14 protein-coding genes and 1 pseudogene are annotated in these 14,850 nt (G+C 44.9%); 4 read left to right on the forward strand and 11 right to left on the reverse strand.

Features of this window, described 5'->3' with window-relative positions:
* Positions 1-550: 550 nt before the first annotated feature.
* The 6 genes from FKN16_RS17835 to FKN16_RS17860 all read right to left on the reverse strand — a co-directional run bounded on the left by FKN16_RS17835 (position 551) and on the right by FKN16_RS17860 (position 5,750).
* A complete protein-coding gene (locus FKN16_RS17835; RefSeq protein ID WP_047008943.1) occupies positions 551-1,834 on the reverse strand; it encodes a NupC/NupG family nucleoside CNT transporter in 1,284 nt (427 codons plus the stop codon).
* A 204-nt stretch (positions 1,835-2,038) separates the two neighbouring features.
* Positions 2,039-2,812 carry a TatD family hydrolase gene (locus tag FKN16_RS17840; protein WP_170903279.1) on the reverse strand — a complete coding sequence of 258 codons (774 nt, stop codon included), beginning with the start codon at positions 2,810-2,812 and terminating at the stop codon, positions 2,039-2,041.
* On the reverse strand, positions 2,799-2,996 hold the full coding sequence (locus tag FKN16_RS17845; RefSeq protein WP_170903282.1) for a DUF5363 family protein: 198 nt from the start codon (positions 2,994-2,996) through the stop codon (positions 2,799-2,801). Before FKN16_RS17845 ends, FKN16_RS17840 begins: the two co-directional genes overlap by 14 nt.
* Before the next feature lie 95 nt (positions 2,997-3,091).
* The gene (prfC, locus tag FKN16_RS17850; RefSeq protein ID WP_012841453.1) at positions 3,092-4,681 is read right to left on the reverse strand and encodes a peptide chain release factor 3; all 1,590 of its coding nucleotides are present in this window, start codon (positions 4,679-4,681) and stop codon (positions 3,092-3,094) included.
* Positions 4,682-4,827: 146 nt separating this feature from the next.
* Positions 4,828-5,283, reverse strand: a complete 456-nt coding sequence (gene rimI / locus FKN16_RS17855; RefSeq protein ID WP_170903284.1) for a ribosomal protein S18-alanine N-acetyltransferase — start codon at positions 5,281-5,283, stop codon at positions 4,828-4,830.
* Between the two features lie 56 nt (positions 5,284-5,339).
* Positions 5,340-5,750, reverse strand: coding sequence for a DNA polymerase III subunit psi (locus FKN16_RS17860; protein WP_047008945.1), 411 nt, complete (start codon positions 5,748-5,750; stop codon positions 5,340-5,342).
* A gap of 150 nt (positions 5,751-5,900) precedes the next feature.
* On the opposite strand from FKN16_RS17860, the pseudogene FKN16_RS17865 reads away from it, so the two are divergent.
* Positions 5,901-6,348, forward strand: a pseudogene (locus tag FKN16_RS17865) (hypothetical protein).
* Positions 6,349-6,412: 64 nt separating this feature from the next.
* On the opposite strand, the gene FKN16_RS17870 reads toward FKN16_RS17865, so the two are convergent.
* Together FKN16_RS17870 and FKN16_RS17875 are read right to left on the reverse strand one after the other, a co-directional pair.
* On the reverse strand, positions 6,413-6,916 hold the full coding sequence (locus FKN16_RS17870; RefSeq protein ID WP_047008946.1) for an N-acetyltransferase: 504 nt from the start codon (positions 6,914-6,916) through the stop codon (positions 6,413-6,415).
* Positions 6,900-7,427, reverse strand: coding sequence for an SCP2 domain-containing protein (locus tag FKN16_RS17875; protein WP_005394645.1), 528 nt, complete (start codon positions 7,425-7,427; stop codon positions 6,900-6,902). The genes FKN16_RS17870 and FKN16_RS17875 overlap by 17 nt, the downstream gene beginning before the upstream one ends.
* A gap of 363 nt (positions 7,428-7,790) precedes the next feature.
* Between FKN16_RS17875 and FKN16_RS17880 the strand changes: the two genes are divergently transcribed.
* From FKN16_RS17880 to FKN16_RS17890, 3 genes are all read left to right on the forward strand, one after another.
* Positions 7,791-9,830 carry a bifunctional diguanylate cyclase/phosphodiesterase gene (locus tag FKN16_RS17880; protein WP_005394646.1) on the forward strand — a complete coding sequence of 680 codons (2,040 nt, stop codon included), beginning with the start codon at positions 7,791-7,793 and terminating at the stop codon, positions 9,828-9,830.
* A gap of 133 nt (positions 9,831-9,963) precedes the next feature.
* Entirely contained in the window at positions 9,964-10,977 is a 1,014-nt protein-coding gene (locus FKN16_RS17885) for a peptidase U32 family protein (RefSeq protein ID WP_048625944.1), read from the forward strand.
* 20 nt (positions 10,978-10,997) lie between these two features.
* Positions 10,998-11,876, forward strand: a complete 879-nt coding sequence (locus FKN16_RS17890) for a U32 family peptidase (RefSeq protein ID WP_053809267.1) — start codon at positions 10,998-11,000, stop codon at positions 11,874-11,876.
* 53 nt (positions 11,877-11,929) lie between these two features.
* On the opposite strand, the gene FKN16_RS17895 is transcribed toward FKN16_RS17890, so the two are convergent.
* The 3 genes from FKN16_RS17895 to nlpI all read right to left on the reverse strand — a co-directional run bounded on the left by FKN16_RS17895 (position 11,930) and on the right by nlpI (position 14,842).
* Positions 11,930-13,276 (reverse strand): MATE family efflux transporter, encoded by a 1,347-nt coding sequence (locus FKN16_RS17895; RefSeq protein ID WP_161443023.1) that lies wholly within the window; start codon positions 13,274-13,276, stop codon positions 11,930-11,932.
* Positions 13,277-13,400: 124 nt separating this feature from the next.
* The gene (locus FKN16_RS17900) at positions 13,401-13,823 is read right to left on the reverse strand and encodes a MarR family transcriptional regulator (protein WP_005394653.1); all 423 of its coding nucleotides are present in this window, start codon (positions 13,821-13,823) and stop codon (positions 13,401-13,403) included.
* Between the two features lie 98 nt (positions 13,824-13,921).
* Positions 13,922-14,842 carry a lipoprotein NlpI gene (nlpI, locus tag FKN16_RS17905; RefSeq protein ID WP_012841449.1) on the reverse strand — a complete coding sequence of 307 codons (921 nt, stop codon included), beginning with the start codon at positions 14,840-14,842 and terminating at the stop codon, positions 13,922-13,924.
* Positions 14,843-14,850: the final 8 nt, after the last annotated feature.

Consider the following 14,850-nt stretch of genomic DNA (forward strand, 5'->3'; position numbering starts at 1 on the left):
CTACTCAGCCTTACATCACGTCTCTAACTATAATCAACAAGTCGAGACAATGTGAGTAAATGGCTAAACAGTCTATTAATGAACGGACTTGGTTCCCTGAAGACTCGGCATATACAGCGAAAATTTCATATGCCAATTGCTATCCTTGTCACCGCACAGTACCAGTTTGGCCTATGGCACAACAATCTATGATTGCGGTGTCTTTAATATCACATCACACAGCAAAACGCCTATTAGATCTGATATTGCTGGGCAAGTCATTTGCCCATCGATTATGTAATATTCATTACGTGATTAAGTATCAACCTTAACCACTATCCTGTGATTAATACATTATAGAGTTTCACCGCAAAACTGTAGCACCAAATAGAGCGCAAACGGTTTGTATCTCAAAATTTCCTAGCCCCTATTCCATCGGCTGCGTAACTCCTAGACTGAGTCCGGCACCCGGTGAGATTTTGGAGCCCGAAAAACGAAAAATGCCCCGCAGCAATCTCTTGCTACAGGGCATGATGTAAAACGGCGTCTATATATTAAGAACCGATTCTAATTATAGTGCTGCAAGGCTTAAGCAGAAGCCTGCAATTGTCGCTGCCATAAGGTTAGACAACGTACCAGCAAGAACAGCTTTAACACCCATGCGAGCGATGTCACTACGACGGTTTGGTGCAAGGCTACCTAGACCACCAAGTAGAATCGCGATAGAAGAAAGGTTCGCGAAACCACATAGTGCGAATGAGATGATAGCTGTTGTCTTCTCAGACATTACTTCACCAGTTGCCGCGATTACTTGAGCGTTTTCACCTAGGTATGGTGTGAAGTTCAAGTAAGCAACGAATTCGTTCACTACGATTTTCTGACCGATGAATGAACCAGCAGTTACTGCTTCAGCCCATGGAACACCGATTAGGAATGCTAGTGGAGAGAATGCGTAACCTAGGATTAGCTCTAGCGTTAGTTCTGGCATGCCGAACCAACCACCGATGCCACCTAGCATACCGTTGATCAGCGCGATTAGACCAACGAATGCGATTAGCATTGCACCTACGTTAAGCGCAAGTTGTAGACCAGAAGCCGCACCGCCCGCTGCTGCGTCGATTACGTTTACTGGTTTGTCGTCGCCGCCGTCCATCGCTTCTTCGATACTTTCGTGAGGCTGGTCAGTCTCTGGGTGAAGGATTTTAGCAAATAGTAGACCACCTGGTGCCGCCATGAATGATGCTGCTACTAGGTACTCTAGTGGAACACCCATTGAAGCGTAGCCCGCTAGTACACCACCAGCAACAGAAGCTAGACCACCACACATTACCGCGAATAGCTCTGATTGAGTCATTTTTGGAACGAATGGACGAACAACTAGAGGTGCTTCTGTTTGACCTACGAAAATGTTTGCTGCTGCTGACATTGATTCCGCACGTGAAGTGCCCAGCGCTTTTTGTAGTGCGCCACCAAGAATCTTGATAACCCATTGCATAACGCCAATGTAGTAAAGAACCGAAATCAGTGCAGAGAAGAAGATCAGTGTAGGAAGAACACGGAATGCGAAGATGAAACCGCCGCCGCCGAATACTTCGAACATCTTGTCAGAAACAAGACCACCGAACAGGAATGATGAACCATCGTTACCGTAGTTGATAACGTTAGAAACACCTGAAGAGAAACCGTTTAGTAGATCACGGCCCCAAGGTACATACAGAACAAATGCACCTAATGCGAATTGGATAGCGAATGCGCCACCCACAGTTCTTAGATTGATAGCTTTACGGTTATTAGAAAATGCAAATGCAATAGCAAGAAGCACTACCATACCGATTAGGCTCATAAACAGGCTCATAGTTTATGACTTCCTTATAAGTTATTTATTGGCGTGTTACAAAATGGAGCTATAAAGCGGGAGCAATTATACTCATGCAGAATCAATTAAAGTAATGCCAGCCTCACACTTTCCTATAAGATTCATGATTGATTCAGCCAGCTTTGTGAGTTAATTCACAATAAGCAGGAAAACGTTTTCTATTTCAAACCACATCTTTAGATTTTATTCACATATCGAGAAAGCAAAATTGCTATTTTTCCATAACTGAGAGGCAATCGATTGCTTTGAGCCGTTATGCAACTCTACGAGCTCATTAAAGACATGAATGAGTTTGGCTGGGTGATTCGACTCCCCTTGATATCCAAGTATAGGCATATCCGGTGCATCTGTTTCGATCACGAGATGTTTGAGTGGTAATTTTTGAATTGCGTCGCGCGTTTTCTTCGCTCTTGGGTAGGTGATGGTTCCTCCTACACCGATAAAAAAACCTAATTTGACCCACTCCATTGCTTGCTGATAACTCCCAGAGAAAGCATGTAGCACACCGCCCCGAGGGAGCTTCGCCGCTTTAACCACTTGAATAAGGCGATTGTGCGCTTTTCGGCTATGTAAAATAACTGGGAGTTTGAAGCGTCTAGCCAGTTCAAATTGAACTTCAAGTGTCTCTTCTTGCAACTGTGGGTCAACATCAATGGCAAAATCTAGCCCACACTCTCCTATTGCCACGCACTGGGGAGCATTTTGTTTTAGATAATGTTCCAATTCAGCAAAGTGCTGCTCGACGTTATCTTCAAGAAAATACGGATGAAACCCAAGGGCGTAATACAAATTGGCATGTTGATCTGCCAAGGTTTGAATACGAGCCCAGTTTTGAGGTCCTACTGAAGGAATCAGAATTCTTGTCACGCCTTGCGTTTGAGCTAACTGAAGTTGATGTGCAAAGTCACCTTGGAATACATCAAAGTCAAAGTGACAATGGGTATCAAAGAGCTTCATCTTGAGACTTTTTATCTGTACCGACAAACTGAGAATCAGAAAATAGCAGAGCTTCGCTGTTCTCTTCATTTTGATGGGCAGGATCTTTTCGATACGGAACGCAGCTGCGTTTTTGATCGGGGGTTAGCCCCATCTGCTTGCACCAGTCGTCGTAACGCTTCAATCCTCGTTTAAACCAGTTCATATCTCATCCTTATAAAAAACGCCCTTGGCTAAGTTTATAGCCAAGGGCGTTTTAAAATCTAGTTTGCGTTAAAGCTTACCCAAACCGCTTTTTGATTAGTGCTCACGCGTCGCACGGAAATCAATATCAGGGAAACGCTCTTTCGCCAAGTTTAAGTTAACCATTGTTGGCGCAATATACGTTAGGTTATCACCACCATCCAATGCTAAATTTGCTTGGTTCTTACGTTGGAACTCATCCAGTTTCTTCGCATCATCACACTCAACCCAACGAGCAGTCGCAACGTTAATGCCTTCATAAATCGCTTCAACGTTATATTCAGACTTCAAGCGAGCGACAACAACATCGAACTGAAGTACACCAACGGCACCAACGATCAGGTCGTTGTTTTGTAGTGGACGGAATACCTGTACCGCACCTTCTTCTGATAGTTGCACCAAGCCTTTTAGTAGCTGTTTCTGCTTTAGTGGATCTTTCAGGCGAATACGACGGAACAATTCAGGCGCAAAGTTTGGAATACCAGAGAACTTCAGTGACTCACCTTGCGTGAAAGTATCACCAATTTGAATAGTGCCGTGGTTATGCAGACCAATGATGTCACCCGCGTAAGCGTGTTCTGCACGTGAACGGTCACCCGCCATAAAGGTTACTGCATCAGAGATACTCACCTGCTTGCCAAGACGAACGTGGTTCATCTTCATACCCTGCGTGTAAGTACCCGATACAATACGCATGAATGCGATACGGTCACGGTGTTTCGGGTCCATGTTTGCTTGGATCTTGAATACGAAACCAGAGAACTTCTCTTCTGTCGCTTCAACTTCACGCTCAACCGCTTGACGCGTTTTCGGTGCTGGTGCCCACTCTGTTAGACCGTCTAGCATGTGGTCTACACCGAAGTTACCTAATGCGGTACCGAAGTAAACTGGCGTCAGGTCACCTGTTAAGAACATTTCCAAATCAAACTCAGGGCAAGCACCCATAACAAGCTCAAGCTCTTCTCGAACACTTTCCGCAAGGCCTGCACCGACTTTTTCATCAAGCTCTGGGTTATCTAGACCTTTGATGATTCGAACTTCTTGAATCTCATGACCGTGACCAGATTCGTATAAAATCGTTTCATCACGGTGAATGTGGTACACACCTTTAAACTCTTTACCACAGCCGATTGGCCACGTGATAGGCGCACACATCATGCCCAATTCGTTTTCTACTTCGTCCAATACTTCCATTGGATCACGAACGTCACGGTCAAGTTTGTTCATAAAGGTCACGATTGGCGTATCACGTAGACGGGTTACTTCCATCAACTTACGAGTACGATCCTCGACACCTTTCGCAGCATCGATAACCATCAAACACGAGTCGACTGCCGTTAGAGTACGATATGTATCTTCCGAGAAGTCTTCGTGTCCAGGAGTATCAAGTAGGTTTACCAGGCAATCATTGTAAGGGAACTGCATCACAGACGTGGTTACCGAGATACCACGTTCCTTTTCCATTTCCATCCAGTCTGATTTTGCGTGCTGTGCATTACCACGACCTTTAACCGTACCTGCTTTTTGAATCGCGTTTCCGAATAAAAGGACTTTTTCAGTAATGGTGGTTTTACCCGCATCCGGGTGAGAAATAATAGCGAACGTTCTACGTTTAGACACTTCGCTTAGAAAAGGTGTATTTGACATGAAACTGGTCTTCTTTGATGTCTGAATGCTTGCTCGAAAAGCAAACACGCTTTTTAGATTCAATATTGCGCGGTATTCTCGCTTATTATTGCCTCAGGGGCAACTGATCGCTTTAGGAGCGACTTCCCTTATGGGATGCGTTAACGTTAGTGAAAGAAGAGATAACTCATGATGATCGCATCTTCTTTTCCCGTGCCAGTTTTCGCAGGGTAATAGTTATGACGTCGATCAACTTCATTGAATCCAGCTTGTTCATAAATATAAATAGCAGGCTTATTACTCTCTCGCACCTCAAGCCAAGCACTCTCCGCTTTTGATTGCTCACAATGTTCTAAGAACGCATCCAACAGTTTTTGACCATAGCCTTTACCCTGAAGATGCGGCGCGATAGCAATATTCAGCAACGTAACTTCACCGACAATATTCTGCGCATAGAAGTAGCCAATCACCATCTCGCCATCGAGCATCACATGATGACATGCTCCACGGCTGGATAAATCACGTACCAAAGACTCTGCCCACGGATGCGAGTGTGCTTGCAGCTCAATTTGCCAAACTTGATCTAAGTGCTCAGCGCACATTGGTAAGATTTTAGTTGTCATTATTTACCTAGGGGTTCATGTGCAATACCAATTGCAGTAAAACGGGGGATTAATGCTTATTTGCTCGAATTGTTGTAAGAACAAATCTGTTGCCAAAGTGCACGTTTTTGTTGGGTATTCCCATCCACATCTTGCAACAATGGCGATGTCAGTTGTTTAGTGTCAGGCAATACTTCGGCTTCACACCCTGCAAACCAAACCCACTCAAGCTCGTGCTGGCCAAGTAATGGAAATCGCTCTGGCTCAATATGTAACGCTTGGTCAAGCGTTAACTTCATACTCTTTAGGATGTTTTCAAACAAAACCGCCGTCTCATTCTCTGGACATACCGGAGAGATCAACAGGAGTTTGCAAGAACTTTGCAAATCGATTTTTGGCGATTGGTAACCTGCCAATCTATCTGGGTGTACCAGCTCCCATGTGCTGATGCCCATTTCGTGTAAATACTGTTTCTCGTTAATTGACATTTTCCGTCACCTATTTGAACGAGGGCAATCCTAACAAATAATCGTGATTATACCTAAAGGACTTCAAGGAACACCTCAATACATTGGAATGATTGAACTGTTCTGCCTATGACAATGGCCACACCGTAGGTATAACATATGAGGTACATTATGAAATTCTTACCTACACTGCTGCTTTGCGCACTGGTAGCCACCACCAGCATGAGTGTTTTTGCTAATGGCAGCGATGAGTGGGAGCTGATTGCAACGAAAACCGTCAAATTCCAAACAGAAACGGATACCGTGACACCAAATAGCCTATTCCGAAATCGCAGCTTCAGTAAAATTAAACTGAAATGTGTGCAGGGCACGGTAGACATTAACGACTTAAAAGTCGTGATGACGGACGGTAGTGAGAAAAAGCTAACCTCTATGGGTGTGCTAACAAGTGGATTATCGACTCGTGCATGGAGCCTTCCCGGCTCAAAAGAAGCGAAGCTAAAACAGATTGAAATGACTTACAGCAGTTGGGGGCAGCAGAAAACTCAATGTTTTAGGGCTAAGTAAGAAAGCAAAAATAGAGGTTTGGGGTAAGAAGAAAAGTGACCAGTCGTCTTAATCTCCCTATCTCAGTTTTCAATGAACTAAGAAAGAAGCCCACTGAGTTAGTGGGCTTCTTTCATTTACAGTTCAGAGAACTCTGGCGCGTAATCTATGCGTCCGGAGTGTCCGGCACATTGACCTTCGACCAACTCTGCGATACGAAATGCACCTTTAGGAACATCCCAAGCGCATTCGAATCCCATCTCGTCGCATGATTGAAAGCCCTGGCGCGCGTAATAATCAGGATCGCCCAACACCACACACACTGGATAGCCAAAATCACGAAGTGAATCAAAACCTTCTTTGATCAACTCTGCAGCGATGCCTTGGCGACGGTAATCTTCATGAACAGCCAATGGCGCCAGCCCTTGCCACGACAAATCTTCACCATTTAAGGTCACTGGGCTAAATAAAGCATGGCCTATCACCTCTCCCTCATCTGTACACGCGACTAAGGAAAGTGTGAATTTGCTGTTTTCGCGCAAACGCATCACAAGCTTAGCTTCAGCTTCCGTCGGGAAGGCGTGTTTCAATAAGCGGTCAATGGTAAGAATGTCCGCAGGGGCTTCAGTTCGAATAAGCATTCGCTACTCCGGTTGGTTGTGCAGGCGCTTGAACTCCTTTCTGAACAAAATCAGCCAATTGATTCAAAGCGACTTGCATTGCTTTCGGTAACTGCTCTAAGTCGACACTGTCCATTAAGTTTTTCACTTCTAAGCCAAGCTCAGTATCGCCTTCAATTGAAAGACGACGTTGGAAGAACAGTGTGTCAGGGTCTTCTTTACGACCAGCAATCAGTACTAGGTCGTTTAGATTACCACTAAAACTCACATCTTCCTGAACTGGTTTTTCAGCTACCACTAATTTTTCGTCTTGATAGCTGATGTACCATGCTAAGTTCAAGTCTTTAATCGCAACTTTTAACCACTTGTCTTCAAGGAACTCAAAGTCACCATCTTCCAAGGCTTCTTTAAACACCATTTTTAGCCCTTCCAGCAATGCTTTTTGCTGAATTGGCTGTGGTAATAACTGGACTGGAGAACGCAAAATGTTGGCTGCGTTCTTTACTAGTTGACTGCGAATCTTGTTTAACACGTTCATTATCCGTTACTTTGTCATTAGGTTGCCTATATTAAGCAATCGTGGCAATGAGATTACTGTTATGTATCAATAAAGTGCTTATTTTAGATTGGTGGATTATTGTTCACTAACGCTTCTTTTTTTGAAGTTACGTGTATTATTGATGCGAACAGGTGGATAAACACTTTTACAACCGTATTTTCAAAGTTATAGTTATCTGAGCGTATCCATGTGATTGTCGACTGTAAAGTTAAAACCGCGAGCCCTTTAATGGCAAGCGATACTGTGACTTGATAGTAGACCGCCGCAGGCTTATCAGGGTGTCGCTTTTTATACACGGACGAATAATCTGGCTCATTGGAGATCGGTAATACCCTAATGCCTTCCCAGCAATTAAAACATTGGTTTGCCACGCTAACCTCAAATAGCCCTTTCTTCTTTGCCATTCTTGATAAAAAACACAATTATCGAATGGTAAGTGACCGTTACTGCGATATCGCAGGTTTAAGTCATGAGGAAATCATCGGCTTAAACGATTGCCAGGTACTGGGTGAGCAGTTTTATAAAAAGCTGGCGCCCTACTATCAGCGTGCATTCAAAGGAACGCATGTCGAAGCCGAAATCACCCTCGATGAAACCGACCTTGAAACCAGCCTGCACTTTAGTCTGTCACCGGTTTTTGAAGGTAACGAAATTCGCTTTGTCGTTTTTCACGCTGTGGATACTTCAGAAAAGCAGATCCTCGTACGCTCCTTAGAGGAGTCCGAAAGTAAATTTGCTAAATTGACACAACTACTGCCTGACGGTCTGCTGCTTATCGAAGATGACATTATCATCTCTGCCAACCCTGCATCAGCACGCCTTCTGGGACTGAACTCTCCCCATGAGTTGCTAGGCGAGGAGCTCAGCCGTCTATTCATCGATGAAAACAGCAAGAAAGTGTTTAGTCATCGTTTGAGTGCATTAATTTCTGACAAGCCGTTTGTTTGCTTAACCAGCGCGAGATGTGGCTTTGAACGAAAAGTTCAGTTACACGCAGATTCTACGGCGATATTAGGCAGCGAGTCTCAAATCATCTTGATCCAAGACGCTGACGATACACCCAAGAATTTGTCTTCTGCATCGAATGAAGACATACACATTGATTCGCTCACCAAACTCTACAACCGCTTTGGCTTCACCAAACGTTTGGAACAGCTGATCAAAAAGCAAACACCGCTTCTGGTGTTCTATTTGGATATCGATAACTTCAAAAATATTAATGACTCACTTGGTCACCACATTGGCGATAAAGTGATTCAAGAGGTATCGGCCCGTCTTAAACGATTACTGCCAAATCAAGCGATTATTGGTCATTTGGGTGGCGATGAGTTTGGCGTCATTCTGCCAGAACCAGAAAATACCCGCATGGCTGAAATTTTGTCAGATCGCATTATCTCGTTGATCAACCAGCCTTTCGATTTACACCACTTCAGCAAACGCCTTGCGTGCTCAATTGGTAGCGTTCGTTACCCTGAAGACGGGCAAGATGCGCGAATCCTGCTACAAAATGCCGATACTGCGATGTATGAAGCCAAAGATCGTGGCCGAAATCGCCTGATCAAATTTAACGACCAGATGAACAAAGAAGCGCGCATGCGTTTGTGGCTTGAAATCGAACTGCAAAAAGCATTGCAGCAGAACGGTTTGGAGGTGTGGTATCAACCAAAGGTTAACGCGCGTGACTTCAGCATTAACGGTGCCGAAGCGCTCGTTCGTTGGAAACACCCTGTCGAAGGTTACATTAGCCCAGGTTCATTCATTCCTGTCGCCGAGCGTGCAGGGTTAATCGAACACCTTGGACGCGTCGTGATGCGTGATGTTTTCAATACGGTAAAACGTTGGAAACAACAAGGCATACTGCCAGGTCGTGTCGCTATCAACCTCTCTCCCGAGCAATTTGGTAATCCACAGCTGATCGACTTTATGGAAAAGTTGCTTCGCACTACCGAGCTTGATCCAAGCTGCATTACCTTCGAGCTAACCGAAAGTGCCGTGATGAGTGATAGCGAACATACACTGCAAATGCTGAATGCGATTAAGAAACTGGGCTTCGCCCTCTCTATCGATGACTTTGGTACCGGTTACTCTTCCCTTTCCTACTTAGCGCGCTTCCCTATCGACGAGCTAAAAATCGACCGCGCGTTTATTAACGATATCGACACGCTACCCAAACAGGTCACTGTGATTGAAAACATCATTAATCTGGGTAAGTCACTCGACTTGACGGTCGTTGCCGAGGGGGTGGAAACCCACCAGCAAGCTACTTTGCTCTCTAACCTTCAATGTAATGCGATTCAAGGATTCCATTTTTATCGCCCACAGCCAAAACATGAAATTGAAGAGCTGTTTGTACAGAATCGTCGTCACAAGAACTAACCCCGACTCGATATCCTTACTCTCAAGGGGTAAATATCGACTTTATTGAGCTAAACCTAACTTAGGTCAATTTCGCTATTCATAATTCTTCATAAAATGCGGACACCTTTTTATTCTCAATGATTGTGAGCATATGGAACTCTTGTGTCCCGCGGGTAACCTGCCTGCGTTAAAAACTGCGATTGATTGCGGTGCCGATGCCGTCTACATTGGCTTCAAAGATGATACCAACGCCCGTCACTTTGCTGGCCTCAACTTTAACGGCAAAAAGTTAGAAAAAGCGGTGCAATACGTTCACGACCGCGACAAAAAAATTCATGTCGCGTTGAATACCTTCGCTCATCCCAATGGCTTTGAGCGCTGGACGAACGCGGTAGACAATGCAGCGGCATTGGGTGTGGACGCGCTGATTGTTGCAGACATTGCAGTGCTGGAGTATGCAGCTCGCAAATATCCCGATCTGGAACTACATCTTTCAGTGCAAGCATCAGCGACCAACATCGCAGCCATTGATTTTTATAAACAGAACTTCAACGTAAAACGTGTGGTGCTGCCTCGCGTCTTATCGATTCATCAGGTGAAGCAGCTTTCGCGCAACATCACTAGCGATGTCGAGCTCGAAGTCTTTGCTTTTGGTAGCCTTTGTATTATGTCCGAAGGCCGTTGTTATTTGTCATCATACATGACGGGTGAGTCCCCAAACACTGTGGGTGCCTGTTCTCCTGCCAAATACGTTCGTTGGCAAGAAACTGAACAAGGTCTTGAGTCTCGTCTGAACAACATCCTAATTGACCGCTACTGCGCAGGAGAAAACGCAGGCTACCCTACGCTCTGTAAAGGTCGTTTTGAAACAGAAATTGATGGTGAGAAAAAACGCTATCATGCTCTGGAAGAGCCAACCAGTTTGAACACCCTTTCGATGCTGCCAGAACTATTTGCCGCTAATGTCGCGTCTGTAAAAATTGAAGGGCGCCAACGCAGCCCAGCTTACGTAGAGCAAGTCACTCGAACATGGCGAGCCGCGATTGATCGCTACCAAGCCAACCCAGAAGCTTACCAAGTTGAAGCCGCATGGGATGCGACGCTCGCAAATGTGTCGGAAGGAACGCAAACCACCCTAGGTGCTTACCACCGTAAATGGCAGTAGAGGTTAAGATGGATAACTCAATGAAATACGCACTTGGCCCACTACTCTATTTTTGGCCAAAACAAGATGTAGAAGCCTTCTACCAACAAGCAAAACAAAGCTCTGCAGACATTATTTACCTGGGTGAATCGGTTTGCTCTAAACGCAGAGAAATGAAATCAGCCCACTGGTTGGAAATCGCTAAAGACTTATCTGCCTCTGGCAAGCAAGTCGTTATCTCTACGATGGCGCTACTGGAAGCACCGAGTGAAGTAAACATCATGAAGAAGTACATCAATAACGGTGACTTCGCCATTGAGGCTAATGACGTATCGGCGGTTCAATTAGCATCAGAGCATAAAGTGCCTTTCGTCGTTGGTCCTGCAATCAATACTTATAACGCACACACGCTCAACTTATTTTTGAAGCAAGGTATGATGCGTTGGTGCATGCCTGTCGAGCTCTCTCGCGAATGGTTAAACGATACTTTAGTTCAGTGTGACGAGCTGGGTATTCGTAACAAGTTTGAAGTTGAGGTATTTAGCCACGGTTATTTACCTTTAGCGTATTCCGCTCGCTGTTTCACAGCCCGAGCTGAAAACCGAGCGAAAGACGATTGCGAAACCTGCTGTATCAAATACCCTACGGGTATCCAGGTCAGCAGCCAAGAAGGGCAAGAAGTCTTCAACCTTAACGGCATTCAAACGCAATCAGGGTATTGTTATAACCTGATCAATGACTTACCAAGCATGCAAGGGCTGGTTGATGTGGTCCGCTTAAGCCCTCTCGGTGTGAGTACACTTTCTGAGTTAGAGCATTTTCGCTCAAACGAGCACGGCGACAACCCTGAAAAACTTGAAAGCCGCCAATGCAATGGCTATTGGCATCAGCTAGCTGGCTTAGAAGTAAAAAACATTTAGCTCTCCAAAAAAGAAAAGCGAGGCCCAACCTCGCTTTTCTCTATCAGCCATTGTTAACAGGCTTGCACTGTTGGCTCAGCCGAAGTTTCGTTTAGCAGCTTTTTCACGTCCCGCCACAACATACTGACCACAACTAAACTCAGCGCAATATTGGACAATGGGAAAGCCAGCCAAATGCCTGTCACGCCAAACAGTTTCGGCATAACGAACAAAAACGGCAGTTGAACCAACATGTTGCCTAGTGTCACAAACATGGCTTTGCTGCCTTTGTTTACCGATTGGTAGTACGCAGCCGCCACGACTAAAAAGCCATCTAGGAACAACGCAAACATGTGTAAACGAATCCCGATCACCGTGCTATCAATCAACTGTTGATCAGCATTGTTAAACACCGAGACCAACTCGTACGGGAAAAGGTTCATCAAACCCACAAACGCTACACCACCAAGCACAGATGTCCCCATTGCGACTTGCAGTAATTTTCTGACGTTCGCCTGGTTGCGCGCCCCGTGATTGAAACTCACTAGAGGTTGCATACCGTTCGCGATTCCCTCTGCAATCAGATAGTAAACCGTCACGATATATCCCAAAATGGCATACGCCCCTATTAACATTGCACTTCCGTACTGAGCAAATAATGCGTTGTGCATTGCCACCATCACAGAGCCGTACGCGTACATAAAGAAGCTAGATGTACCGATCATTATAATCTTTGGTGCAACATCAACTTGAACCTTAAAGTCACTGATTCGAAGGCGTAAGGTCGCTTTTGAAGTAAAGAAGTAACCAATACCAAGCACGGTTACCACCAATTGTGCCAGCGCTGTAGCAATGGCCGCTCCGGTTAACTCCCACCCCAACCAAGCAATAAATACGTAATCTAATACAATATTAATGACGGCACCGATGACCATCAGCATCGTTGCTAAGTTCGGGCTGTCGTCATTGCGTAAAAGAAATGGAACCGCGATAGAGCCTAGCGTAAATACGCACGCGACAATCAGAATATGCAGATATTGCAGCGCGAGTTCAAACACTCGCCCTTCCGCCCCCTGCCAACGAATAAATTCATCGGAAAAATAGAACAATATGGTAGCAACGACCGGCATCAATATCGCTAACAACCCCAATCCGGTCGTTAAAATACGCTTCGCGCCCTCATGATCGTTTTCTCCTTGCTTAATCGACGTTAGCGCACCAGTCCCCACCCCAATCATCATCCCTATACCGAGGATAGAACCGATGATCGGCCACGCAACATTGATCCCTGCTAATCCGTCAGCACCAACATAACGGCCAATAAAAATGCCATCAACTATTTGATATAAACCGTTCACGAGCATTGCTGCGACGGTTGGAATCGTATATTTCCAAAACTGTCTATAAATTGAGTTTTGCATGACTGCCACCAGTAGTTAGCAAAGCTAACCATTTAATTAGCAAGACTAACTAAATGGTTGAATTAAATAAAAGAAAAATGAAACACCAAAGGCTAATGCGTACAGCGGAGGCCTTTGGTTTAATTTAAAATGACTTATTGCTCAATGCTTTATTCAGTAAAGCTTGTAACTGCTCAGCTTCTTGCTGATTTAATTGTTGCATCATTTGTTCAGAGATATCTTTGTAAACCACCTGCTCCAAAGACATTTTTTCTGCGACTTCTTCTGTCAGCAATACACGCTTAGCACGGGCATCCTCATTACATGCGATGCGTTTCACCAAACCCTTTTTTTCCAAACGAACAACCATTGTCGATGCGGAAGGCTTAGTCACTTGCAACTCTTCTGCAAGATCGGTTATTCGTACACCCTCAGGGTAAACCTGAATCACACGTAAATAATCGAACTCATTAAAGCTTAGATGTGATAACGGATCTTCTTTGGCATAAACACGCCAAGCTTTGGCGCAAAAACGCTCTAAATCAATCAAGCTTTCTTCTAGTGCCATAAAATCCACCACCACTTAGTTAGCAAGGCTAACTATTTTAAATGAGTCACTCATCAAGTTCAATCATAAAAAAGCCGCTCTCATCGAGCGGCTCTAAATCATTCAATTTCCTGCTTCTTAGCGGCCTTTAGCTTGGCTAATCTGTCTTGCTGTAATTGATCGTAGATTTGCGCCAATTCCAAGAAAGAATAGCGATGCTCAACATAATCGTAAACGTTGAACGAAATCGCGAGCTTATAAAGTGAGATGGCACTTGCGATATCACCTTCAAGCTGATTACGCTTTCCAAGGTAGAAATACGTTTCCGTCAATCGTTCAGCTAGGCGATAGTTCTCTCTCGTTCCATCCATAATTGCTTTAAGAGCGTCTTCGTCCGAGACGTCTCGTAGCATGATAGCAACAAGAACCCATCCCCACTCTTCACTACGATCTCGTAAATAACGCTGTTGAAGATTGGCTTTTGCTTGCTCTGGATTTTGCTCAGCTTCGATGATGTACAGCCATAATGAACGAAAAGGATCCGTTGGCATTTCTTGATAGTGCTTGGTCATATCTTCTAAAGCGAGATCGATTCGGCCACCGTAATACAGCGCAATCGCACGGTTGCGCTCAGCATAGGTATTATCCGGAGCCAACTCTATGGTCGAATCAAACGCTTCATAAGCCGCGTCAAACTCCCCTACTTGGGTGAAATACACCCCCAAAAGATTGAAGATATCCGGTTGAGCAGGATTCAACTGCAAAGACTGGTTAAAGTCCAAACGGGCAAGATCACGCAAACCAACGCTATCGTAGTAGCTACCGCGCTCATAATGCATTTTAGCGCGTACTTCATCACTGAGATCAGGACGTTGTAGCAACTGCGATAAACGCGCGATTTGTACTTCTTGTTGAACGCTAGGCTGAAGTGGCACCGCCATCGGTGGATATAGCCACTTTTGTGCTGATTGCTGAGAAGTATTTGCACAACCGGTCAGCGCGATAGCAACACATAAACTTGCGGTTTGAAACCATTTCACTAATTGAT

The sequence above is a fragment of the Vibrio sp. 11-4(1) genome, assembly GCF_013048625.1.
Lineage (GTDB): Bacteria > Pseudomonadota > Gammaproteobacteria > Enterobacterales > Vibrionaceae > Vibrio > Vibrio diabolicus.

Bases quoted from the DNA above. Each gene is read 5' to 3' on its own strand.
- FKN16_RS17835 (WP_047008943.1), bottom strand. From the start codon at position 1,834: ATGAGCCTGTTTATGAGCCTAATCGGTATGGTAGTGCTTCTTGCTATT.
- FKN16_RS17840 (WP_170903279.1), bottom strand. From the start codon at position 2,812: ATGAAGCTCTTTGATACCCATTGTCACTTTGACTTTGATGTATTCCAA.
- FKN16_RS17845 (WP_170903282.1), bottom strand. From the start codon at position 2,996: ATGAACTGGTTTAAACGAGGATTGAAGCGTTACGACGACTGGTGCAAG.
- prfC (WP_012841453.1), bottom strand. From the start codon at position 4,681: ATGTCAAATACACCTTTTCTAAGCGAAGTGTCTAAACGTAGAACGTTC.
- rimI (WP_170903284.1), bottom strand. From the start codon at position 5,283: ATGACAACTAAAATCTTACCAATGTGCGCTGAGCACTTAGATCAAGTT.
- FKN16_RS17860 (WP_047008945.1), bottom strand. From the start codon at position 5,750: ATGTCAATTAACGAGAAACAGTATTTACACGAAATGGGCATCAGCACA.
- FKN16_RS17870 (WP_047008946.1), bottom strand. From the start codon at position 6,916: ATGCTTATTCGAACTGAAGCCCCTGCGGACATTCTTACCATTGACCGC.
- FKN16_RS17880 (WP_005394646.1), top strand. From the start codon at position 7,791: ATGCCTTCCCAGCAATTAAAACATTGGTTTGCCACGCTAACCTCAAAT.
- FKN16_RS17885 (WP_048625944.1), top strand. From the start codon at position 9,964: ATGGAACTCTTGTGTCCCGCGGGTAACCTGCCTGCGTTAAAAACTGCG.
- FKN16_RS17890 (WP_053809267.1), top strand. From the start codon at position 10,998: ATGAAATACGCACTTGGCCCACTACTCTATTTTTGGCCAAAACAAGAT.
- FKN16_RS17895 (WP_161443023.1), bottom strand. From the start codon at position 13,276: ATGCAAAACTCAATTTATAGACAGTTTTGGAAATATACGATTCCAACC.
- FKN16_RS17900 (WP_005394653.1), bottom strand. From the start codon at position 13,823: ATGGCACTAGAAGAAAGCTTGATTGATTTAGAGCGTTTTTGCGCCAAA.